This is a genomic window from Agrobacterium sp. A3-95 (assembly GCF_053521785.1).
Genome location: NZ_JBNWDR010000007.1, coordinates 230,638 through 251,777 on the forward strand (window position 1 = coordinate 230,638; position 21,140 = coordinate 251,777).

Sequence of the window (21,140 nt, forward strand, 5' to 3'; positions counted from 1 at the left end):
ATATCAGGAGAACAGGACGCCGCCATTGATGTCGTAGCAGGCGCCGGTGATATAAGCGGCATCGTCGGACGCAAGAAACGCCACCAGACCGGCAACGTCTTCGCTTGAGCCTTCGCGCTTCAGCGATGTGGCGCCTGCTACCCTTTCACGCACTTCGGGTTTGGTGAAGGTGTCGTGGAAGGTGGTGGAGATCATGCCGGGGCAGACGGCATTGACGCGAATATTCGGGCCAACTTCCTTGGCAAGTCCTCGGGTAAAAGTCATCACGGCACCCTTGGAAGTGGCATAGGCGAGCGCGCCCGGCCCACCGCCGTCACGGCCCGCCTGCGACGAGAAGGTTACGATCGCGCCGCCCTTTGCCATTTTGGGCAGTGCGGCCTTGGCTGTCAGGAACAGCGACGTCAGGTTGACGTCGAGGACCTGATGCCAGAAGGCTTCGTCCATGTCAGCGATTGTCTTGCGGGCGATAAGCCCACCCGCAACATGGACGAGGCCATGGATCTCACCGAATTTGTCTGCGGCAGCAGAAATGGCAGCCTCTACTTCGCTTGCGTTTGTCAGGTCTGCCTTGATCGCCAGAGCCGAACGGCCAAGCTTTTCGATTTCGGCAACAGCCGTGGCCGCACCTTCAGCGGCTCCATTATAGGTGAGGACGACATTGGCGCCTTCCTGCGCAAAACGAATGGCGCATGCCCGGCCGATATCCCGGCCGGCGCCGGCTACAACAACGGTCATGTTGGTAAAACGCTGCATTTGAAGAACCTCGTATGGTTAGAATTGCTTGGGAAGGGAGAGCTTGAAACGCTCGTCGTCGACGTCGCTGAAATAGATGTCGGTCGAAAAACCCTGATCGTCTATGAAGCTGAAGATGCGCTTCGGCTCCTTTAAACTGTAAGGCACCAGAAGGGTGACCAGCCGATGCCGAGTTGCTGCTGGAACCGTGGCGCAGACGTGATGGTGGATATCAAGACCCTCGAACTCCTTGGGATCAATGTCGGGAAAACCTTCAACGGCCGCGATCTGCGGTGTGCCGGCTGACGAGAAGACAAACTGGCCGTAAAAGCCCGCCTTTTGGCCATTGTAGCGAAAGCTCGACTTGCCGGTCTGCGGTGCCCCTGTGGTATGGCAAAGCCATTGCAGTTCCTGGGGCTCGGAGCACTCCACCTCATCGACAATCACGAAATAGCTGTCGTTGACGAAGTGCATTTCGCGCTGCGCTTTCATAACCAGCGGGTTCGCCACCTGATAGGCAGACGTCGCATCTCCGAGGATCCGGACATGTCCGAGATTTTCCTCAACCGATACGATACGGCCGGCGGCACGACGCGCGAGTGCCTTGTCCTTTTCCGCATATTGTCCCTTGCCGCCGATCAGGACGGCGTTCTTCGACCGTGTCTGACGGCGCCAGTTCAGATGCATCTGCGAGTTGAACGCCACGTAATAGCCGGACTGGATCGCCAGATCCTCGCCGTAGGCATAGAGGACAAAGGCATTCTGGTCGCCATGGCTGTGGCTTAGCGAACCGTAGGGACTGGATTTGAAGACGAATTGCAGATGCCGTTCCGGGTCTTCCATATGTTGCTGGATGGTCGCCCAACCGATATCATCGAAAACAGCGAGTGCCGGCAAGTCTGCAGGCGAGACTGCTTCCACCTGCTGATAGTCGTGACGATATACGAGATCGTCGAAGTTCAGGTCCCACCAGCCGTAATTGTAGAAGGCCATTTCTGTGCCCGTCGCATCGGCCTTGATGTGATCGAAATACCATTGGTAATGGCCGTTGCCGGTAACGCCGGCAAATTGCCGAACATTGTAACCCAGTTTCAGGCCGGGAAGATCGCCAAGCGTGGAGTCGTCGCCAAAATTGGCGCGACGGGTTCCCGGCGCCTTGGTATAAAGCGGGAAGCGCCCCGTGTTCTGGAAAAATGGCCGCTGATAGAGATCGTAACCGATATAGGAGCGGACCAAATTGGCGGCCTCTATGAGATAAGCCATGCCGGTCATCCAGTAATGTGGCCCTTCCGCCCAGCCACCGTCAGTTCCAGCCCAGGGAGAATAGAGGGTGGCGAGGAATTCAACGGTATAATCGAGCCATTCGCCCGCCTCGTCGCTTTCGCCCTGAAGTGCGATACAGGCCGGCGTCAGTACTGCCGAAAGCGAACGTACGGCATGGCTGTCATAAGGAAACACGTGGATGCGGGCATGCGCAATAACATGGTCGGCGACCTCCCGCGTTCGTTCAAGAAGAACCGAGCGTACGGTCTCGCGCTCGTCTTCGCTCAGATAATCGTATAGCCAGTCATAGCCCCAGGCGAGTGCCACGACGACGCGGAACCCCGCCTCGTCATTATAGGCCCGGGAGGTCGCGCCTTTCGGATCCCAGCCAGCGACTGCCAGCAGCCACTTGCGCGACGCATCGAGTAGTTCGTCGCGTCCGAGCACCCGACCGGCAATGGCCAGGTGCCGGATCGCATAGATCACTTCCTGGCAATCAATATACATCTGTCGCCAGAGTCCTGCGACGCGCATATTGTTGGGATAAGGCTGAGGTTCCGGTATGACCGGCCGCTCAAGCCAGGGTTTTACCGATTTCTCGTAGAACTCGGACCAGCTGCAATGATTGGGGTCCTTTGCCACCGCCTCCGAGAAGCAGCGCAACTTTTCCGGATTGAGCCAGAGCCGTGGATGGCTGGCATGCGCGGCAGCATGACGCGCCTTCCTGCCGGGTAGCGGCGTTTTCGGCAACGAAGCGCCGATCTCGAAGCTGCGCACGGTACTCCAGTTGGAATCCGGCGTCGCGGACGTCTGGCCCCACAACGCATAACACCAGTGATAGCGGCCTTCCGGAAGGGCTTCGTCCGGCGTGAAGAAATTCCACGCGAGATCTTCAAAGACGAGCGTCTTTTTGTCTGCAAAACCGGGATCGGACGAAATCCGCAATACGTAGCGCGCACCGTCGTCGATGTCGGGCAGCCATGAAAAGCGCGGAGGGTTCTCCCTCGGCGGTACTTCTTCGCTCGGCTCGTAGCCAATGGTCAATGAACCCGGCCGGGGTTCATCGAGAAGTGTCTGTCGGGAGATGGCCGGGGCAGAGGGACACATTGCGCTCTAACTCCTATGAAAACAGAAGGGAAAGGATGGCGGCGACAAAGCCGCCATCACGGTCGAAGGTTTATTGCGCGGCCTTGTACTGGCGGTCATAGGCCGATTGCATCATCTTGATGACCTCGTCGTAACCGAGGGCCGTGAGGCGCTTCTTGTAGGCATCCCAGCCGGCATCGACGTCCTGGGCACCCAGTATCCAGGTCTGCTGCATCTCGGTCATGTAGGTGAGGATGCTCGGCCAGTAGCGGTCGAATGTCGCCTTTTCCTCTGCGTTCAGGGAAACGCCCATGAACTCATCCTTGAGGCAGTTGCACTTGTCGTACATATCGATGCCTTCAAGCGCGATCTTGTTTGTCCACTGGCGCTCATATTCGTAGTCCATCCAGTATCCGCGCGGGATCGCCGCACCGACCGCCCACAACTGGGCATTCACCGGGTCCTTGTTGTCGAGGATTTCCTTCTTGAATTGCGGCTTGCCATCGACCATCTCGTAGGTCAGGCCCTCGACGCCGAAATTCGACAGGATGCGCCCCTGTTGAGAGAACCAGAAATCGAAATACTTGATTGTTTCGACCGGGTGTTCGTTGGTCGCCGAAATAGCCCAGCCGACGGGCTGCACACGCAGCCGACGGGAATCCTCAAACCGTTGGCCCGAGACCGTCTTTGGCGGCAGCATCGGCTTTAGCGCGAAACCGTTGATCTTTGGCGAAAGGGCGTCGTTGTAGGTCGAGGTGCTGGCGAACCAGTCATGCGTCATGCCGCCGAGATTGTTGCCCAGTAGATATTCACGCGAGCGAGCACCGCGGGTGAAAATCTCCTTGTCGATCAGGCCTTCCTTGTACCATTTGGCCACGTTGGAAATCCCGGTCTTGTAGTTTTCCTCCGCCCAGGGATGACGAAGTTGTCCGTCATAAACGGCAAAGTCGCCATAACGCTCGGATCCGGACACGCGCGCATCCCACAGATTGATAAGGCGGACCGCATCGATTTCCTCACGGGCAAAGTAGGGAACTTCATCCTTGAGACCGTTGCCGTTCGGGTCCTTGTCACGGAAGGCTTTCAGAACTTCGTAGACCTCTTCCGGTGTTTCCGGCTGCTTCAGCCCAAGCTTGTCGAGCCAATCCTGGCGGATGAACCAGCCGCGCGAGAACTTGCCATCAGGGACGTAAGGGATGAAATAGAGCTTGCCGTCCGGTCCGGAGATGGCGTTGCGGATTTCCTTGTGGCTGTCGAAGAATGCCTTGAGGTTGGGGGCGTTTTCCTCGATCAGGTCATCGAGTGGAATGAATGCGCCCTCCAACCCGTAGCGAATGAAGTCTTCCTTCAGCCCGCCCGTGGCGTCGCCGCCGACGATGTCGGGAAGGTTGCCCGAGGCGATCAGAAGGTTGAATGCATCGCGGCTGCTGGTGGTCGCCAGCGACGCCACGTTGCGGACATGAATGTTGGTGATCTCGGCGGCCTTTTGCTCCACCGGCCATTTTTCCGAGTAGACGTATTTGTCACGGAAGTGGAAGTGGATCGTAAGCTCCAGCGGATCCTTGGAAATTTTCCCTGAATCCTGCGCCGATGCCGGCAAGGCCAGGGTTGCGGCTGTCATCAACGCCAGTAGGGGCGTGCCTTTTCGTAGTGCTCTCACAGGTTCTCCTCCCTTGTGCTGCTACTCTTTGACTCCGCCCAGCAGAATTCCTTTGGTGAAATACTTCTGCGCGTAGGGGTAAATGATGAGGACGGGAATGATGGAAGCGATCATGATCGCGGATGTTACCGTCTCGAACGAATAGTGGGCGGTGAGCAGACTCGATGCGAATTCGTCGTTCGAGTTAAGATCGACGATCACGCGCTTCAGATAGACCTGAAGCGGGATCTTTTCCTCGCCGCGCAGCAAGACCATCGCCCAGAAGTAACCGTTCCACCGCGAAACGACGCAGAACAGCGCAACGGTGACGATTGCTGGCTTGGAAAGCGGAATGAACACCTTCCACAGCAGCTGCAACTCGCTTGCGCCGTCCATTTTGGCGGCTTCTTCGAAGGACTTTGGCACCGCTTCGAAGAAGTTGCGTAGCAGAATGACGTTGAAGGCGTTTGCCGCAAACCCGAGGATGATGCCGAAGCGGCTGTCGAGAAGTCCAAGATCGCGCATGTTCAGAAAGAAGGGGATCATGCCGGCGTTGAACCACAGCGTAAAAGCGATGGCGATGTTGAAGAAAGTGCGGCCGCGCAGGCGTTTGCGCGAAAGGGCGTAGGCTCCGGGGATCATGATCAGCAGGCTCATCAGCGTGCCGCCGAAGGTGTAGATGAACGTGTTGCCATAGGCGACCCAGAACATCCTGTCCGACAATACCCTGTCGTAAGCGGCAAGGGTCACATCAACCGGCCATAGCGTGACACGGCCAGCCGTGACGGCGGCCCCAGAAGATAGCGAGACCGACAGCACATAGATGAAGGGATAAAGCGTCGACAGAACGAACAGACCCAGAAGAATGGCATTTGCCCAGCCAAAAATCCTGTCGCCGCGGGAATATAGATTGAAGTTTGCCATCTTTCAGCTCCTCACCAAAGCGATGTCGACGAGACTTTTCGGCTGATGCGATTTGCCGAATAGACGAGGACGAAAGCGATAACCGCATTGAACAGTCCGGCGGCCGTCGCGAGATCGTATTGGGTACCCTGCAAGCCGGTGCGGTAAATGAAGGTGGAAACGACATCTGCCGTTTCATAGGTGGATGGCCGATAGAGCAGAATGATATATTCGAACCCGACCTCGACCAGATTGCCGATGCGGATGATCAGCATGATCACGATTGTCGGCAGGATGCAGGGCAGGGTGATCCGCCACATCATCTGCCAGCGCGATGCCCCGTCCACCCGGGCCGATTCATAAAGCGTCGGGCTCACGCCAGCGATGGCGGCGAGATAGACGATGGATTCGAAGCCCGCTTCCTTCCAGACCGACGAGCCGATATAAATCGGACGAAACCATTCCGGCTGGGTCAGGAAGTATATCGGCTCGAATCCAAGGCCTTTCAGCAGAAGATTGACGATGCCTATCGAAGGCGACAGGAAGTTGATGACGATGCCGGCCACGATCACCACCGAAATGAAATGCGGCAAGTAAACGATCGTCTGGGCCCAGCTTCGGGCAACGCTGTTTTGAACCTCGTTGAACATCAAGGCCAGGATAATCGGTACTGGAAACGCGAAGATCAGGCCGAGAGCGCTGATTTTTAGGGTGTTCCAGAAGGCGCGGATGAACATGTCATTGTGAAAGAGCTCCGCGAAGTTTTCAAAACCGACCCACGGGCTCTTTGCAATGCCGCGAAAAATCGAGAAGTCCTGAAACGCGATGACCAGCCCGTACATGGGCTTATAGAGAAAGACGGCGAACCAGATAATCATCGGAGCGAGAAGTAGGTAGAGCTGCCAGTCGCGGCGAACATCTTCCTGGAGATCGTGAAGGCGTTCCTGAAAACCCTTTTTCATGGTCGCGCCCCGCTTGGGGTTTTCAGCGACCTTCCGGTTGCCGCATCGAAGACATGGATGCGTGTGGTATCGATGCCAAGTCGGGTGATGCCGTTGAGAGTATGATCGCCGTAAAGTGTTTCCGCCTTGGCGATAAATGGCTGGCCATCAGCCCTGCCGTGGAGCAGAGCCTCCGCGCCCAAGGGCTCCACGAGGTCGATGCTGCAATTGAGGTTTTCACGACTGTCTTCGGTCTCTACCGACATGATTTCGGGTCGCAGGCCGAGTTTGACCTGCTGCCCTTCCGTCGCATTTTTCGCAAATGCTTCCGGGACGCTGAAGCGTTGTCCGGCACTACCCGTGATTTTGACCTTTACGGTGCCATCCTGCTTTTCAATCGTCCCGTCCAGAAGGTTCATGGGCGGTGAGCCGATAAAACTTGCGACGAACGTGTTGGCCGGTTCGAGGAAAACCTCCATCGGCGAACCGACCTGCTCGATATGGCCGCCATTCATGATGACGATGCGGTCCGCAAGTGTCATTGCCTCGACCTGATCGTGCGTCACGTAGATGCTGGTGGCGTTCATCCGCTTGTGCAGCAGTTTAATCTCGGCCCGCATGTGGGTGCGCAGCTTTGCGTCGAGGTTCGAGAGAGGTTCGTCGAATAGGAAGATTTTCGGCCTGCGCACGATGGCACGACCCATGGCGACGCGTTGGCGCTGGCCACCGGAAAGATCTGCCGGCTTGCGGGCCAGATATTCGGTGAGCCCGAGGATCTGTGCAGCTTCTGCCACCGCCTTGTCGATAACCGCTCGCTTTTCGCCCCTGACTCGCAGGCCAAAAGCGATGTTATCGGCCACGCTCAGGTGCGGATAAAGCGCGTAATTCTGAAACACCATCGCGACATCGCGGTCTTTGGGCGCGATCTTGTTGACCACTCGGCCGTCCATTGAAACGGTGCCGTCCGAAATGTCTTCCAGCCCGGCGAGCATGCGCAGCGTGGTGGACTTTCCGCATCCCGAAGGACCTACGAGGACAACGAATTCCTGCGGCTGTATGGAAAGATTGATACCGTGGACGACTTCAAGGGCACCATAGCGCTTGACGACGTCGTTGATTTGAACTGCGGACATGAAAGGCCCCTCCTCAAAAGCCTTGAATGTTCAGTCAGGCGTCTTCTGCCCCCGTGAAGCGCGCTTCCTCGTGACGCGCGTGTTGACCTGCTCGATGAAGGTCCAGATCTTCGGGTTCTTGGAGAGTTCTGCGATTTTGGTTTCGAGTGATCCGAGGTGGCGCTGTACGGCCTCTCTTGCCGCTTCGACATCGCCGGATTCGATTGAGTTCACGATTGCTTCGTGCTCTTCGATAACCTTCTCGGTGCGACGGACTGCAAAAACGCGCTTCAGGTGTCGCATTCGGTCCATTTCGCCTTTCGCCTGATTTACCACGCTCCAGGCTCCAGGAAGGCGAGCTGCCGAAAAGATCGTGCGGTGGAATTCCTCGTCGAGCAGGAAAAAGTTGGTGAATTCCTCATCCGCGGCAGCAGTGCGCTGCTGCGACAGACAGGTTTTCAGCCGTGCTATGTCTTCCAGCGAATGCCGCTTGGTTGCCTCGATCACAGCGCCTTCTTCCAGCTTGAACCGGATGAAACAGGCCTCCATGTACCGCTGAACGTCGATAGGCGAGATGTAGGTGCCACCTTGCGGCACGACAGTCACGAAACCTTCTTCCGAAAGGCGAATGATCGCCTCGCGGACGGGCGTTTTGCTGACATGCAGCAGTGTCGCGATCTCCTTTTCCGACAGCGCCCGCCCTGGGAGCAGCTTCACCTCGACAATCAGTTTGCGAAGTAAGGCATGGATCCTGTTGGTCATGTTTCCGTCAGCCGGCAGGTCTTGGGGGGTGACGAGTTCGGACAGCGGTAACGATGGGAATTCAAGGGTAACAGACATATCAAATGCCTAACTGATATATTAGAATTGAAAGTGACATATCTTTTGATTTTCCGCGAGTCAAGCCCTTGGCAGTCTCGTGTTGGCGGTTGAATAATCGGTTCCGACCTCAATGCGTCCGGCAGTGGCCGGTGTTGTCTCGGCAATCTGCCGATCCATGCTTGCCTCGTCGCACGGCAAAAAAATCACTATATGAAAAAACAGCGCCGTGACGGTCGTAATATGAGATCGCGATTGACGATTTGCTGTAAAATCTGGCACGCATAGAAAATCAGCAGTGCTCATCTGTAATCCATGTCGAGACATCTTTTCCCGGAACTGTGCCGTTCCCGGATTACCTTCGTGTGCCTTGAGGAGAACGAATTTGGGAAAATTTTCACCTTTTGACCAAACCTTGTGGTTTGCAACCGCAGCGCCCGCACCGAGAACCGCGAGGCTCGAAGGCCGTGTCGATGTGGACGTCTGTGTCGTTGGCGCGGGATATACCGGACTGACGACGGCGCTGGAGCTGGCGCGCAGGGGCGTCAAGGTTGCTTTGGTCGAAGCGCAAGAGGCAGGTTTTGGCGGTTCTGGCCGCAATGCCGGCCACTGCACCCCGACCTTCAGCTATTACAGCCTGCCGTCGCTCGGAAACATTCTGGGCGAGCCCTGGGCGGAGCGCCTTATTCACCGCCAGACGCGGGCCAATGATCGCGTCGTCGAGATGATCTCGACCTACGGAATCGACTGCGAATGGGTCCAGAATGGTTATGTTATGGGCGCATTGCGTCCCGGCGCCATGTCCACGCTGCAGATGAAGTCTGATGCATATGCCGGCGCTGGCGCGCGCTGCCGGGTCATTGGCAGGGACGAGGTCGAAGCGTTGACAGGCAGCCCTCGTTTTTATGGCGCCTGGTATCACGAGGAGGGCGGTCATTTGAACCCGCTTTCATACGCACGTGGCCTTGCACGCGCCGTTATCGCAGAGGGCGGGCAGGTGTTTACCGCGTCCCCGGTCGAGGATGTCCAGCCAGAGGCCGGGAAATGGTCCGTGGGAACGCCCCGGGGCGCTGTGCTGGCTGAAAAGGTGATCTTCGCGACCGGCGCCTACACCGTCGGTGGCTGGAAAAACCTCGATAAAAGCTTCCGCATCAAGAAAGTGTTTCTCGCGGCCACCCAGCCGCTCGATCCGGAAACGCGCGCAAAAGTTCTGCCCCACAATACGACCATGCATGATGGGCGCGGCGATATCTATGTCTACAAATACAACCGTGAAGGTCGCATTGTTGCCTCCATGTTCCCCATGGGCCAGCGTGGCGCCGACCCGGACTATACCCGGCAGGTTCTCACAGACCGGCTGAAATTCCTTCATCCGCAGATCAGCGAGGAAATCCGTTGGGAATATTTCTGGTTCGGCGAACTGGACATGCAGATGCGCACTGTCCCGAGGCTCTATGATCTGGCGCCCGGCATCGTTGCCTGTACGGGACTTTCTGGCCGCGGCGTGCCAACCGGCTCCATGCTTGGCGGCGTCTTGTCAGAATGGGCGCTGGGCGTGCCGGACAAGGATCTCTCCCTGAAAATCGAACCGCTTCACAAGGCGCCGTTGCTGATGTCCTTCGCGCCCGGTCTGCGCCTTCGTTATTTTCGCATGCAGGAAAACCGTGCAACCCGCAAGGAAGGCGCCACCCTTCTGCCCCATGCCTGAGAAAGGAAAACCTATATGACCGACAGGAAAACCGTCCTCATTTCCGGAGGCAATCGCGGTATCGGTGCTGCCACCGGCAGGGCCTTTATGGAGGCCGGCTGGAAGGTCTCGCTTGGAATGCGCACGCCGCTACTGCCGGAATGGGCAGATCCAGCGTTAGTCCACGTGCAGGCCTATGACGCGCTCGCCCCGCAATCGCCTGTCGACTGGGCGGCTGCCGTTCTGGCACGGTTCGGGCGCATCGATGCTGTTGTTGCCAACGCCGGCGTCATGGTGCGCAAGACCGTGGTGGAAGCGACTGACGAGGAGTTCGCCTCATTGATGGACGTCAACGTCAATGGCCCGCGGCGTCTTGTGCAGGCCTGCTGGGACCCGCTAATCGCGTCCGGAGCAGGTCGCGTGGCGATTGTCGCCTCGCTATCGGGGAAAAGGGTCAAATCGGCCGTGTCTGGCGCCTACTCGGTCTCGAAATTCGCAGCCCTTGGCCTGTCGCATGCAATCCGTCATGCCGGTTTCGACAAGGGTGTAAGGGCGACCGCCATATGTCCGGGTTTCGTTGCGACTGATATGGGGCTGCCTCTGGCAGGCGCGACGCCGTCGGACACCCTGACCCAACCTGAAGATATTGCCAGCTCCATCCTGCATGTCGTCAGTTTGCCGAACCGCGCGAGTGTTTCGGAATTCTGGGTCAACTGCCTGCTCGATGACAGCTATTGATCGACGATCGCCGAGATTTCGTCCTTCAGCAGCATCGCATATTGCTCCAGTGTGCCGGGCTCCAGCTTGGCACTTAAAAGTGTGAAGCCCAGGGAAGCGTTTGGCGTTGTACCATCCGAAAAAATCGGTACGGAAACGCCGGCAATCCCGGGGATAAGCTCGCCGACGTCGATTGCATAACCGCGTTCGCGTGTTTCAGCGATCAGTCGGCGCACTTTGTCGGCGGTGAGATCGCGGTAGGCGGCATAGCGCTCGATATTGGCGCGGATGATGAATTCCTGTTCGTCCTCTTCGAGGAAGGCGAGCATGGCAATTGAGCCTGGACCGACGCCAAGCGGGACCGAACCACCGATCGAGCCGGTCAGTGTCGGCACCACGCATTCTCCGTCGCGTCTGTCGAGGCAAACGGAATCGTGGTTCAGCCGGGCCATCAGGTGGATGGTATCGCCGGTTCGGCGCCGAATGCGGGTCAGCGCCATTTCGCAGCGGCTGATGATGCCAGGTCCACGTGCGGCGCGCGCACCGTAAATCGCCATACGCGCGCCCAGCCGGTAACAGCGCTTCCTGTCGTCACGGGCGAGGAGCTTGTGGCCGACCAGCGTGTTGAGGATGCGGTGGCAGGTAGCCGTGTTGAGTCCGGATCTGTTCGTCAGTTCCTTGAGCGTGACGCCTTGTACGCCGCCGTCTGCAACAAGATCGAGAAGAGCTACCGCTCGATCCAGAAGCTGCGCGCCACCGGAGGAGGATTGGGTGGATTTGGCCATATTCTCTCACATTATGAAAATAAAATCTCAATAACTTGTATAATGAGAAAACTGCGTATTCAATGACCAAAATTGAGCAGATTAAATAAGTGAATATTTTGTAGGCAGCTTGATTTTGAAGACGACCTGCGGGTTTCGAGAACGCCAGACCCGCTTGAACAAACAGGGGAACAAAATGAAGAAAAAAGCAGCAAACATTCTCGCAACTACCGCCCTGGCGGCCTTGGGCATGCTGGCGGCCAGTGCCGCGCTCGCCGGTACGCTTGATGACGTCAAGGCCCGCGACAAGCTGATCGTCGGCGTCAAGAACGATTATCCACCTTATGGGTATCTCAACGACAAGGGTGAGATCATCGGCTTCGAAGTCGAACTGGCAAAATACGTCGCCAAGGAACTTCTGGGGTCTTCAGACAAGATCGAATTTGTGCCGGTCGTTGCCGCCAATCGTATCGAGTTCCTGACGGCTGGTCGTATCGATGCGATTTTCGCGACGCTTGGCGTCACGCCGGAGCGCGACAAGGTCATCGATTTCACCACCGCTTACGTATCGTCGCCAGGTCCGGCGGTCATGATGGCTAAAGAAGCGACCACCAGCAAATGGGAGGAACTGAAGAGTAAGCCGGTCTGCGGCATTCAGGGATCCTATTATAACAAGAAGATGACCGAGGAATTCGGAATCCAGCTCGTTGCCTTCAAGACCCAACCGGAGGCCATGCGCGCTTTGCGCGACAATCGTTGCGTAGGTTTTGTCTTCGACCAGATGACCCTTGACCTCAAGGTTCAGGAAGCGGACTGGAAGGGCTACAAGGTCGCCGTCCCCACCTATGAGTATCTGCCGATGGCAGGTGGTATCCGCGAAGGCGACAAGGCGTTCCAGGAGGCCGTGGACAAGGCCATTACCAAGGCGGAAGCCGAAGGCAAGATGATTGCCTGGGAAACCGAGTTCAATATTCCCCACGCCGATTACATTGCCGAGCGCGCCAAGGCTGCCAAAGCAAAACTGAACTGATAGGGTCTGGAGCAGCTATTGTTCGGTCTTGATTATTCCTGGCTTACGGATCCAGCCTATCAGCAATGGCTGCTCACCGGGGTCCTCAACACACTCAAACTTGCGGCACTGTCATCCAGTGCCGCGATCATCATCGGCCTTCTCGGTGCGCTTGCGCTGACTTTGCGGATTTTCTGGCTGGATGCCATCATCGAGCTGTTCGTGGAGGTGTTCCGCAACACGCCGCCACTGCTGCAGATGCTTTTTGCCTATTTCACGCTGTCGACGCTGGGGTTGAAAGTCACCGATCCCTCCACCGGTCTGCAGATGCCGCTTCTGAGTGCATTCGCCTGCGCCTCGATTTCGCTCAGCCTGTTCGGCGGAGCGCTGGCGATCGAGGCTTTCAGGTCCGGCATCGAAACCATGCCGCGGTCGATCATAGAAGCGGCTCGGTCGCTCGGATACAGCCGGTGGTCGCGTTTCTGGAAAGTTGAGGCGCCGATCGCTGTGCGCATCAGCCTGCCGGCGATTACCAACATTCTCACCAACCTGTTCAAAACAACCTCTCAGGCTTCGGTCATTACGGTGCCGGAACTGATGTACTACGCCGGCCAGATCTACAACGACACGTTTCGCACACTCGAGGTCATGATCCTCGTGCTCGTCATCTATGTGGGGCTCGTATCCATCCTGACATTTGCAATGTCCAGGCTCGAAGCCTGGATGGCTTTCCCCGGTTATGGAAAGGGACACTGACCATGGTCTCCACCATGACTTACGAAAACAAGAAACGCGCCGTCCTGCTTTTCATCGCGCTTGCGGTGGCAATCTGGATTGCGATCGATGCACTCGCCGGCGGCGCGCAACACTGGAACCGCGTCGCCGTGCGCCTGCCACTGCTCCTGACAGGCTCCGGCTCCGGCTGGCCGATTAGCGGCGGCTTCATCCTCAACATCCTGCTGTCGATTGCCTCCATGGCGGTGGCGACTACCCTTGGCACAGTGATGGGTCTTGCGACGCTCGCAAAATCGCCCTTCATTCGCCTGCCGGCATTTTTCGTCATGAATTTCCTGCGAAACTCGCCCTGGCTCGTCCTGCTTTTCGCGATGCTTTACATTCTTCCTTTCGAGATGAAGATCTTCGGCTTCGTCATTCCTTTCCCGCCTTTCGTAAAGGCGGTCATCGGGCTGGCGTTACCGACGGCGGCAAACTTCTCCGAAGTCATTCGCGGGGCGGTGCAGTCGATCCATAGCGGTCAATGGGAGGCGTCCCGTTCGCTCGGTTACACCCAGCTGCAGATCTATCGTTACGTCATCCTTCCCCAGGCCTTGCGCCGGATGATACCTGGCTGGATGAACCTCTATGCACTGCTGATGATTGCAACCGCGCTTGCCACGGTCACGGGTATTCAAGACGTTTTGACCATCCTCAACACCTCACTGGCGATGGAGAGCGAACGGGCGCTCGTCTATTTTTATCTGACCATCCTCTTCCTGTTTTTTGCCTATTGCTACCCGATCGCGATCTTCGCGCGGCGCCTGGAGCATGCGGTTAAAGGAGACAATCTATGAACCGCTCCAACGCCCTGATCGAGATCGATGGCATCCGGAAATCTTTCGGCACGTTCGAGGTCCTGAAAGGAATTTCCCTCAGCGTCGGCAAGGGGGAGGCTGTCTGCATCATCGGACCGTCCGGTTCCGGAAAGTCGACCATTTTGCGCTGCATCAACGGCCTGATTCCGGTCAATGAGGGTTTTATCCGGGTGGGAAATCACAAGGTGCACGAGATGCGCACCGAGAAGGCAATGCGGCCATTGCGCCACCAGGTGGCGATGGTGTTCCAGCAGTACAATCTCTTTCCGCATCGCACCGCCCTGGAAAACATCATGATGGCGCCGATCCAAGTGCTCGGCCATGACAAGGCAGAGGTCGCGGATCGCGCTCGGAAGCTTCTCGCCAAGGTGCGCCTGTCGGAAAAGGCCGACAGCTATCCTGGCCAGCTTTCCGGCGGCCAGCAGCAACGCGTGGCTATTGCCCGCGCACTTGCCATGCAGCCGGAAGTCATTCTTTTCGATGAGGTGACTGCCGCCCTGGACCCGGAAACGGTCAAGGAGGTGCTCGTTACGATCCGCGAGCTTGTTGAGGAAGGGCTGACCTGTGTCCTCGTCACCCACGAAATGAAATTCGCGCGTGAGGTTTCACACCGCGTCTGCTTCACCGACCGGGGGTTGATTGTTGAAAGTGCCCCACCCGTCGAGCTGTTCGACCATCCAAAAGATCCGCGCACACGCGAGTTTCTTGGCCAGGTTCTGTGATTGCCCAAAACTCCTGAAAGGCGGGCCTCAGCGGCCCGGTATGCAATGCGTAAGTTTGACGATATCTACGCCGCCGATTTCAAGGAAGCTCCCTATTGGTGGGAGGAGGCCGAGCCGGAGACGAATCTCGATCCCGTTCCCGAGTATGCCGACGTCGTGGTTGTCGGCTCCGGCTATGCCGGTCTTGCTGCCGCAACCCACCTTGCGCGTGCCGGACGCTCCGTTGTCGTGCTGGACAGTGACCGGCTCGGTTCCGGCTGCTCGACGAGGTCCGGCGGAATGGTGTCCAGCGGCCAGAAGCTCGTCGTTGGAGGCGCCATCAAGGGAATTGACCCGGAGTTGATCAACCGGCTTATCGGCGAAAGTAACGAAAGCTTCGAATATCTGAAAATGTTAATCGACACGGAGAAGCTCGATGCCGGGCTGAAGCTGACTGGTCGCTTCTTTGGCGCCCACACCGCCACAGACTACGTGACGCTGAAGCGCCACGGCGCTCTGCTTGCCGAAAAGACTGGCGTGAAGGTCAGCTTCCTTGATCGAGATCAGCAGCGCGCGGCCATCGGTTCGGATTATTATCACGGGGGTATGCTGATAGATGACTATGGCGGCCTGCATCCGGGACTTTACCACAAGGCGCTGCGCGGGCGGGCCAAGGCTGCCGGTGTCATGCTGCGTTCCCACGCCCGTGCTGGCGTCGTTGAGGACGGGCCAAACTGCGATAAGATTGTGCCAACGGCGCGTGGGACGATCCGCACGAAGGATGTGATCGTCGCGACCAATGGCTATACGGCGGATGATGCGACGCCGGAATTGGCGCGCCGGCTCGTGCCCGTAAAGAGCTATCAAATCGCTACCGAGCCGTTGCCGGCCGATCTGATGGCTGAGCTTATCCCGCAGGGCCGCATGATTTCGGACACCCGCCGGGATCTCATCTTCAGCCGACCGTCGACGGACGGGACGCGGCTGCTGTTCGGTTCGCGCCCGGGTGTGTTCGAAATGTCGGAAAGGCGCGCCGCAAAGCACATCTATGCCAGGATGCTGGCTGTTTGGCCCCAGCTCGCTGGCGTCAAGATCACCCATTCCTGGGTCGGAAGTGTCGCCATGACGGTTGACAAGCTCGCTCATATCGGTGAGCGCGATGGGGCGAATTTTGCGGTGGGATGCAATGGCAACGGTGTCGCGCTGATGACCTATCTCGGTTATCAGACGGCGCGAAAGATCCTGGGCGAGCAAAACGCCAAATCGGCGTTCGACCGGCAAAAATTCACCGCCGTTCCTTTTTATTCCGGCAAGCCATGGTTCCTGCCTGCCTTTACCGGATGGTATCGTCTGCGCGATTTCCTCGACCGGCCGGGGCGTTGAGATGGATAAAGGGCAAGCGGAAATGCGCCTGGAAGAAGATGCGCTCGGAACACGGCTGATGCCGGCCGCCCTGGCCTATGGCATCCAGACGGCGCGCGCGGTCGAGAATTTCTCGATTTCCGGCCGGACGATCGCCGATATCGAAGGCTTCATCCCGGCGATTATTGCCATAAAGCAGGCTGCCGCACGGGCCAATTGCAGGGCCGGCGACCTTGATCCGCAGATCGCCGGGGCAATCGAAATGGCTGCGAGCGAATACGCCGTAATGCCAGGCAGGCAGGATTTTCCTGTCGATATCTATCATGGCGGCGGCGGTACTGCGGCCAATATGAATGTCAACGAAGTCCTGGCCAACAGGGCAAGTGAAATTCTGACCGGCAGGAAGGGACAGGATCCCGTTAATGCCAATACCCATGTCAACATGGCGCAATCCACTAACGATGTCATTCCCTCGGCAATGAAAATGGCGGTTGGGGGTGAACTGGCTGGCCTCCGCGCAGGTCTGGGCTCTCTCGTCGATGCTCTTCGGGTCAAGGAGAATGCCTTTCGCGGCGTGGTCAAGCTTGGTCGAACCTGCTTGCAGGATGCGCTCCCTGTCACTTTCGGTCAGCAGTTTTCAGGTTATTCAGCCGCCTTTGAGCGACAGATGGCGGGGATGTCTGGTCTGGAAGACGTTTGTCTGCGGCTGCCGCTTGGCGCCACTGCCGTCGGCACTGCCTTTGGCGCCTCGCAAGCCTATCGCCGCTTCGTCTTCGAAGAATTGCAGGCACTGACCGGCAAATCTTATCAGCCGGAGGAGAATTTTTTCGACGCGCTGCAAAATGCCGACGATTGGGTGAGGATTTCAGCCGCATTGAAAGCAATCGCCCTGACCCTGTCGAAATTTGCGGCCGATCTGCGCCTGATGTCATCAGGACCGCGGGCGGGGCTTGCCGAGGTCACCCTTCCAGCGGTGCAGCCGGGTTCGTCGATCATGCCGGGCAAAGTCAATCCGGTTATGCCTGAAATGATGATGCAGGTCTCCTTCCGTGTGATCGGTAATGATGCCACAGTCACCCGCGCCGCCGAGGGTGAACTTGACCTCAATGTATGGGAATCGATCATTCTCGAAGCCATCAGCGAAAGCATTCGTTTGATGCGACGCGCGATCCCGCTTTTTGTCTCCCATTGTATCTCGGGGATAAACGTCAATACGGAGCGCGGCCTCAGCGATGCATCCGGATCGCTTGCCCTGTCGACAGCACTCGTGGCGATCTACGGCTATCCGGCGGCATCTGCCGTCGCCAAGCATGCGGCCACCAACGGCCTGTCCGTCCAGGAGGCTTCCGTGGCTTGCGGACTGATGACGCGAGCGGAGGCCGACCTGCTTTTTTCCGATGTTGCGGCATTCGCAGACCCGGACCGGACCGAGCAACGGATCGCCAGCTTCCGCAACCGCACATCCACCCTCAACAGGCGCTAAAAAATGTCCAGAATAATCCCTGATGCCGTCTTGTCGTCGAAGACCCTGCCTGCGCACGTGGATGTCGTGGTTATCGGTGGCGGCATCATCGGCGTATCGACAGCGTTGTCGCTGGTCGAGCGTGGCATCAGCGTTGCCGTCTGTGAAAAGGGGCTGATCGCTGGTGAGCAATCGTCCCGGAACTGGGGCTGGGTGCGCCAGATGGGGCGTGATCCGGCCGAGTTGCCGCTTTCCATGGAAAGCTTGAGGCTCTGGAGAGGCATGAACGAGCGGGTCGGCGCCGAAACCGGGTTGCGCCAGTGCGGCATTGCCTATCTGTGCGAGACGGACGCTGACGTCGCCTTTTACGAGGAGTGGCTCCAACATGCCGCCGCAGTGGGTCTCGACTCGCGCATTGTGCGCGGTGAGGCAATGCACGCGCTGGTGCCGGGCATGGGCAGGCAGTTCAAGGCCGTGATGCACACTCCGAGCGATTGCAAGGCCGAACCGTTCATGGCGGTTCCCGCCATGGCACGCGGTGCTGCCGCAAAGGGTGCCCATATCCTCACGGGCTGTGCGGTCCGGTCAATCGAACGCTCCGCCGGGAAGGTAAGCAGTGTGGTGACGGAACATGGCGAAATCCGCTGCTCTTCCGTTGTGCTGGCGGGGGGCGCCTGGTCCAGGCTTTTTGCAGGCAATATGGGAATTGATATTCCGATCCTCAAAATCCTGGGCAGCGTCGCGCGTCTGTCGGGTGTTGATGGCATGACGGATATGCCGGTGGGCGGTAACGATTTCGCCTTCCGTCGCCGTCATGATGGCGGCTTTACGGTAGCGCAGCGCAACGCGGATATCGCGCCCGTCACTCCGGATAGCTTCCGTCTGTTCGCCGACTACCTGCCGTCGCTCGTTAAAAACTGGCGGGCATTACGCTTTCGGACAGGCGGGCAGTTCCTGCGGGAAATGGCGATGCCCCGCCAATGGAAAAGTGACGCTGTGACGCCGTTCGAGCAGATCCGCATTCTCGATCCCGTTCCGTCATCGAAGCTCATTTCCCAAGGTATCGACAAGTTGTCTAAGTCCTTCCCGGCATTTGCAAATGCCCGCATCACGGCTACCTGGGGCGGCCTCATGGATGTCACGCCGGATGCCGTTCCGGTGATCTCTGCTGCAAGTGCCATTCCCGGCCTTTATCTGGCCGTCGGATTTTCCGGCCATGGGTTCGGTATCGGCCCCGGTGCCGGAGCGCTCACGGCTGATCTGGTGACAGGCTCAAAGCCATGCGTCGATCCGGCGCCGTTCCGTCTGGAGCGTTTCGGGCGACTGCACCGCTCGCTGGAGAATTTGCGGTAAGATTTTTAAAGATCAAGAGAGGGCGCCCGGTGCGCGGTCCCGCTTCTGCGAGACGTGCTACAGGCGGGCTGATACTTGCCGCGCCGGTCATCCCGCAGACATCTTACGGCTCGGAAACGTCCAGGTTTCCCGTCAGGCCGTCCAGGCTGATACGGAAGCCCAAGGGCCAGATCAGGCCCACTCCTCATTCCACACCTGAACCATGTGGCCGGGTGTAACTTCGCGATATTCGCGGTTTGGCGGCGTGAAGGTTTTCGGCCGGATTGGGCTGCGCAACTCTGTATCAGCGAATTTGCGCCGCATATGCCTGCGTGAGGGATCTGGCAGCGGCACGGCCGATAGCAAGCGCCGGGTATAGGGATGTTGCGGATTGGAGAAAACAGCTTCGCGCGGTCCGGTCTCAACGATTTCGCCGAGATACATTACAGCTACGCGATGGCTCATGCGCTCGACAACTGCCATATCGTGGGAAATGAACAGCAGGCCGAGTTTCAGTCGTTCCTGAAGGTCCAGTAACAAGTTTACCACCTGAGCCTTGACTGAAACGTCGAGTGCCGAAACCGCCTCATCGGCAATGATGAGTTCGGGTTGGAGCGCCAGCGCTCTTGCGATGCAAATGCGCTGGCGTTGCCCGCCGGAAAACTCATGCGGATAACGGCTCGCCATCGCCCCAGCCAGACCGACTTCGCCAAGCAGATCACGCGCAAGCTTTCGGGCATTGCGGGGCGTTTCCAACCCATGGATCAAAAGAGGCTCCGCGATGGCGTTTTCAACTGTCAGGCGGGGATTGAGGCTGGCGAATGGGTCCTGAAAAATCATCTGAACTTGACGGGACAGGTCCGATCTGGTGAAGGAGCCAACATCCGCGCCGTGGATATGGATTGAGCCGGAATGCGGCCGGTTAAGCCCGGCCAGCAAGCGTCCAGTGGTCGATTTTCCGCAGCCCGATTCACCTACCAGCGCAAGTGTTTCACCCCGCGACAGCGAAAAGCTGACATTCTCGACCGCATGCACGCGCGAATGCACCATCCTGGTGAAGGCGGATCGCATCTCGAACCGCGCCGACAGGTTCCTGACCTCGAGAAGCTTGCCACTCGCCGCGTCGATGGTATCGGGCCGCTTCTTCTGTGGCAGTGCCTGTCCTGTTTCCATGTCAATAATCGGGAAAGGACTGGGGCCATCTTCGCCGGCAGAACCGAGTTGCGGCACCGCGGAAAGCAGGGCGCGCGTATAGGGCTTTTGCGGGCTGGCAAAGACTTCTGATGTCGTGCCGGTCTCAATCTGGTCGCCACGATACATCACCAGCGTACGGTCGGCGATTTCAGCGACGACACCCATGTCATGGGTGATGAAAAGCACAGCGGTGCCTTCCTCTTCCTGCAGGGTTTTGATGAGGTCGAGGATCTGCGCCTGAATGGTGACGTCAAGCGCCGTGGTCGGTTCGTCGGCAATCAGAAGGGCGGGGCGACAGGCAAGTGCTATCGCAATCATCACGCGCTGGCGCATGCCTCCGGAAAACTGGTGCGGGTAATCGTCGATACGTTTGGCAGAGGAGGGAATCCGCACTTTCTCCATCAGTTTCAAAGTTTCCGTCCGTGCCACGCTTTTCGAAATACCGTTATGGGCAATCAGGGCTTCCGCGATCTGTTCCCCGACGGTCAGTACCGGATTGAGGCTCGTCATCGGTTCCTGGAAGATCATCGCCACCCGGTTGCCACGGATTTCACGCATGCGAGCAGGGGAAGCGCCGATCAGCTCTTCGTTGTCGAGCTTGATCGAGCCTTCGATGCGGCTCGTCTTTTCCGGCAGAAGCTGCATCACGGACAGTGCCGTAACACTCTTGCCGGAACCGCTTTCTCCAACAATCGCAAGTGTTTCCCCGGCACGGATGTCTAGGTTCAGCTCGCGAACCACCGGGTTGAACGTGCCGTCGCGCAGGAATGAGACCTTGAGATTGCGGATGGAGAGGACAGGATGAGGCGTGGTTTCGGTCATTGT

Annotated in this window: 19 protein-coding genes; 9 read left to right on the forward strand and 10 right to left on the reverse strand. The window is 58.0% G+C overall.

What is annotated here, in order from left to right:
• Positions 1 to 3: 3 nt before the first annotated feature.
• From ACQZ5Y_RS19110 to ACQZ5Y_RS19145, 8 genes are all read right to left on the reverse strand, one after another.
• Positions 4 to 753 carry an SDR family NAD(P)-dependent oxidoreductase gene (locus tag ACQZ5Y_RS19110; protein ID WP_003517575.1) on the reverse strand — a complete coding sequence of 250 codons (750 nt, stop codon included), beginning with the start codon at positions 751 to 753 and terminating at the stop codon, positions 4 to 6.
• A gap of 18 nt (positions 754 to 771) precedes the next feature.
• On the reverse strand, positions 772 to 3,102 hold the full coding sequence (locus tag ACQZ5Y_RS19115; protein WP_121557063.1) for an alginate lyase: 2,331 nt from the start codon (positions 3,100 to 3,102) through the stop codon (positions 772 to 774).
• Positions 3,103 to 3,172: 70 nt separating this feature from the next.
• Positions 3,173 to 4,702 (reverse strand): extracellular solute-binding protein, encoded by a 1,530-nt coding sequence (locus ACQZ5Y_RS19120; RefSeq protein WP_003517573.1) that lies wholly within the window; start codon positions 4,700 to 4,702, stop codon positions 3,173 to 3,175.
• A gap of 60 nt (positions 4,703 to 4,762) precedes the next feature.
• The gene (locus tag ACQZ5Y_RS19125) at positions 4,763 to 5,644 is read right to left on the reverse strand and encodes a carbohydrate ABC transporter permease (protein ID WP_013761268.1); all 882 of its coding nucleotides are present in this window, start codon (positions 5,642 to 5,644) and stop codon (positions 4,763 to 4,765) included.
• Positions 5,645 to 5,655: 11 nt separating this feature from the next.
• Entirely contained in the window at positions 5,656 to 6,585 is a 930-nt protein-coding gene (locus ACQZ5Y_RS19130; RefSeq protein WP_013761267.1) for an ABC transporter permease, read from the reverse strand.
• A complete protein-coding gene (locus tag ACQZ5Y_RS19135) occupies positions 6,582 to 7,697 on the reverse strand; it encodes an ABC transporter ATP-binding protein (protein WP_174059932.1) in 1,116 nt (371 codons plus the stop codon). The genes ACQZ5Y_RS19130 and ACQZ5Y_RS19135 overlap by 4 nt, the downstream gene beginning before the upstream one ends.
• Positions 7,698 to 7,727: 30 nt before the next feature.
• Complete coding sequence (locus ACQZ5Y_RS19140) at positions 7,728 to 8,516, reverse strand: GntR family transcriptional regulator (RefSeq protein WP_003517566.1); 789 nt, start codon at positions 8,514 to 8,516, stop codon at positions 7,728 to 7,730.
• 60 nt (positions 8,517 to 8,576) lie between these two features.
• Entirely contained in the window at positions 8,577 to 8,801 is a 225-nt protein-coding gene (locus tag ACQZ5Y_RS19145) for a hypothetical protein (RefSeq protein ID WP_174059931.1), read from the reverse strand.
• 79 nt (positions 8,802 to 8,880) lie between these two features.
• Here ACQZ5Y_RS19145 and ACQZ5Y_RS19150 point away from each other — a divergent pair, with 79 nt between their 5' ends.
• Both ACQZ5Y_RS19150 and ACQZ5Y_RS19155 read left to right on the forward strand, forming a co-directional pair.
• Positions 8,881 to 10,203, forward strand: coding sequence for an NAD(P)/FAD-dependent oxidoreductase (locus ACQZ5Y_RS19150; protein WP_174059930.1), 1,323 nt, complete (start codon positions 8,881 to 8,883; stop codon positions 10,201 to 10,203).
• A 15-nt stretch (positions 10,204 to 10,218) separates the two neighbouring features.
• Positions 10,219 to 10,920, forward strand: a complete 702-nt coding sequence (locus ACQZ5Y_RS19155; RefSeq protein ID WP_019566339.1) for an SDR family NAD(P)-dependent oxidoreductase — start codon at positions 10,219 to 10,221, stop codon at positions 10,918 to 10,920.
• Here the strand turns inward: ACQZ5Y_RS19155 and ACQZ5Y_RS19160 are convergent.
• Entirely contained in the window at positions 10,914 to 11,684 is a 771-nt protein-coding gene (locus tag ACQZ5Y_RS19160; RefSeq protein WP_019566338.1) for an IclR family transcriptional regulator, read from the reverse strand. The two genes, ACQZ5Y_RS19155 and ACQZ5Y_RS19160, sit on opposite strands and share 7 nt — an antisense overlap.
• A gap of 175 nt (positions 11,685 to 11,859) precedes the next feature.
• On the opposite strand from ACQZ5Y_RS19160, the gene ACQZ5Y_RS19165 reads away from it, so the two are divergent.
• The 7 genes from ACQZ5Y_RS19165 to ACQZ5Y_RS19195 are packed head-to-tail and all read left to right on the forward strand — an operon-like array spanning position 11,860 to position 19,142.
• Positions 11,860 to 12,693 carry a transporter substrate-binding domain-containing protein gene (locus ACQZ5Y_RS19165; RefSeq protein WP_112650493.1) on the forward strand — a complete coding sequence of 278 codons (834 nt, stop codon included), beginning with the start codon at positions 11,860 to 11,862 and terminating at the stop codon, positions 12,691 to 12,693.
• An 18-nt stretch (positions 12,694 to 12,711) separates the two neighbouring features.
• Positions 12,712 to 13,428 carry an amino acid ABC transporter permease gene (locus ACQZ5Y_RS19170; protein WP_003517557.1) on the forward strand — a complete coding sequence of 239 codons (717 nt, stop codon included), beginning with the start codon at positions 12,712 to 12,714 and terminating at the stop codon, positions 13,426 to 13,428.
• A gap of 2 nt (positions 13,429 to 13,430) precedes the next feature.
• Positions 13,431 to 14,243, forward strand: a complete 813-nt coding sequence (locus ACQZ5Y_RS19175) for an amino acid ABC transporter permease (protein WP_174059929.1) — start codon at positions 13,431 to 13,433, stop codon at positions 14,241 to 14,243.
• Positions 14,240 to 14,986 (forward strand): amino acid ABC transporter ATP-binding protein, encoded by a 747-nt coding sequence (locus ACQZ5Y_RS19180; protein WP_013761259.1) that lies wholly within the window; start codon positions 14,240 to 14,242, stop codon positions 14,984 to 14,986. The genes ACQZ5Y_RS19175 and ACQZ5Y_RS19180 overlap by 4 nt, the downstream gene beginning before the upstream one ends.
• 45 nt (positions 14,987 to 15,031) lie before the next feature.
• A complete protein-coding gene (locus ACQZ5Y_RS19185; protein WP_174059928.1) occupies positions 15,032 to 16,348 on the forward strand; it encodes an NAD(P)/FAD-dependent oxidoreductase in 1,317 nt (438 codons plus the stop codon).
• Position 16,349: 1 nt separating this feature from the next.
• Positions 16,350 to 17,810 carry a lyase family protein gene (locus ACQZ5Y_RS19190; RefSeq protein ID WP_174059927.1) on the forward strand — a complete coding sequence of 487 codons (1,461 nt, stop codon included), beginning with the start codon at positions 16,350 to 16,352 and terminating at the stop codon, positions 17,808 to 17,810.
• Between the two features lie 3 nt (positions 17,811 to 17,813).
• On the forward strand, positions 17,814 to 19,142 hold the full coding sequence (locus tag ACQZ5Y_RS19195; RefSeq protein ID WP_112350655.1) for an NAD(P)/FAD-dependent oxidoreductase: 1,329 nt from the start codon (positions 17,814 to 17,816) through the stop codon (positions 19,140 to 19,142).
• Positions 19,143 to 19,313: 171 nt separating this feature from the next.
• On the opposite strand, the gene ACQZ5Y_RS19200 is transcribed toward ACQZ5Y_RS19195, so the two are convergent.
• Positions 19,314 to 21,137: an ABC transporter ATP-binding protein gene (locus ACQZ5Y_RS19200; RefSeq protein WP_174059926.1), complete on the reverse strand. Its 1,824-nt coding sequence runs from the start codon at positions 21,135 to 21,137 to the stop codon at positions 19,314 to 19,316.
• Positions 21,138 to 21,140: the final 3 nt, after the last annotated feature.

Excerpts from the sequence above, each read along its gene's own strand:
- ACQZ5Y_RS19190 (WP_174059927.1), top strand. The coding sequence starts at position 16,350 with ATGGATAAAGGGCAAGCGGAAATGCGCCTGGAAGAAGATGCGCTCGGA.
- ACQZ5Y_RS19180 (WP_013761259.1), top strand. The coding sequence starts at position 14,240 with ATGAACCGCTCCAACGCCCTGATCGAGATCGATGGCATCCGGAAATCT.
- ACQZ5Y_RS19145 (WP_174059931.1), bottom strand. The coding sequence starts at position 8,801 with ATGAGCACTGCTGATTTTCTATGCGTGCCAGATTTTACAGCAAATCGT.
- ACQZ5Y_RS19185 (WP_174059928.1), top strand. The coding sequence starts at position 15,032 with ATGCGTAAGTTTGACGATATCTACGCCGCCGATTTCAAGGAAGCTCCC.
- ACQZ5Y_RS19110 (WP_003517575.1), bottom strand. The coding sequence starts at position 753 with ATGCAGCGTTTTACCAACATGACCGTTGTTGTAGCCGGCGCCGGCCGG.
- ACQZ5Y_RS19115 (WP_121557063.1), bottom strand. The coding sequence starts at position 3,102 with ATGTGTCCCTCTGCCCCGGCCATCTCCCGACAGACACTTCTCGATGAA.
- ACQZ5Y_RS19200 (WP_174059926.1), bottom strand. The coding sequence starts at position 21,137 with ATGACCGAAACCACGCCTCATCCTGTCCTCTCCATCCGCAATCTCAAG.
- ACQZ5Y_RS19165 (WP_112650493.1), top strand. The coding sequence starts at position 11,860 with ATGAAGAAAAAAGCAGCAAACATTCTCGCAACTACCGCCCTGGCGGCC.
- ACQZ5Y_RS19195 (WP_112350655.1), top strand. The coding sequence starts at position 17,814 with ATGTCCAGAATAATCCCTGATGCCGTCTTGTCGTCGAAGACCCTGCCT.
- ACQZ5Y_RS19135 (WP_174059932.1), bottom strand. The coding sequence starts at position 7,697 with ATGTCCGCAGTTCAAATCAACGACGTCGTCAAGCGCTATGGTGCCCTT.
- ACQZ5Y_RS19125 (WP_013761268.1), bottom strand. The coding sequence starts at position 5,644 with ATGGCAAACTTCAATCTATATTCCCGCGGCGACAGGATTTTTGGCTGG.
- ACQZ5Y_RS19130 (WP_013761267.1), bottom strand. The coding sequence starts at position 6,585 with ATGAAAAAGGGTTTTCAGGAACGCCTTCACGATCTCCAGGAAGATGTT.
- ACQZ5Y_RS19175 (WP_174059929.1), top strand. The coding sequence starts at position 13,431 with ATGGTCTCCACCATGACTTACGAAAACAAGAAACGCGCCGTCCTGCTT.
- ACQZ5Y_RS19160 (WP_019566338.1), bottom strand. The coding sequence starts at position 11,684 with ATGGCCAAATCCACCCAATCCTCCTCCGGTGGCGCGCAGCTTCTGGAT.
- ACQZ5Y_RS19140 (WP_003517566.1), bottom strand. The coding sequence starts at position 8,516 with ATGTCTGTTACCCTTGAATTCCCATCGTTACCGCTGTCCGAACTCGTC.
- ACQZ5Y_RS19120 (WP_003517573.1), bottom strand. The coding sequence starts at position 4,702 with ATGACAGCCGCAACCCTGGCCTTGCCGGCATCGGCGCAGGATTCAGGG.
- ACQZ5Y_RS19155 (WP_019566339.1), top strand. The coding sequence starts at position 10,219 with ATGACCGACAGGAAAACCGTCCTCATTTCCGGAGGCAATCGCGGTATC.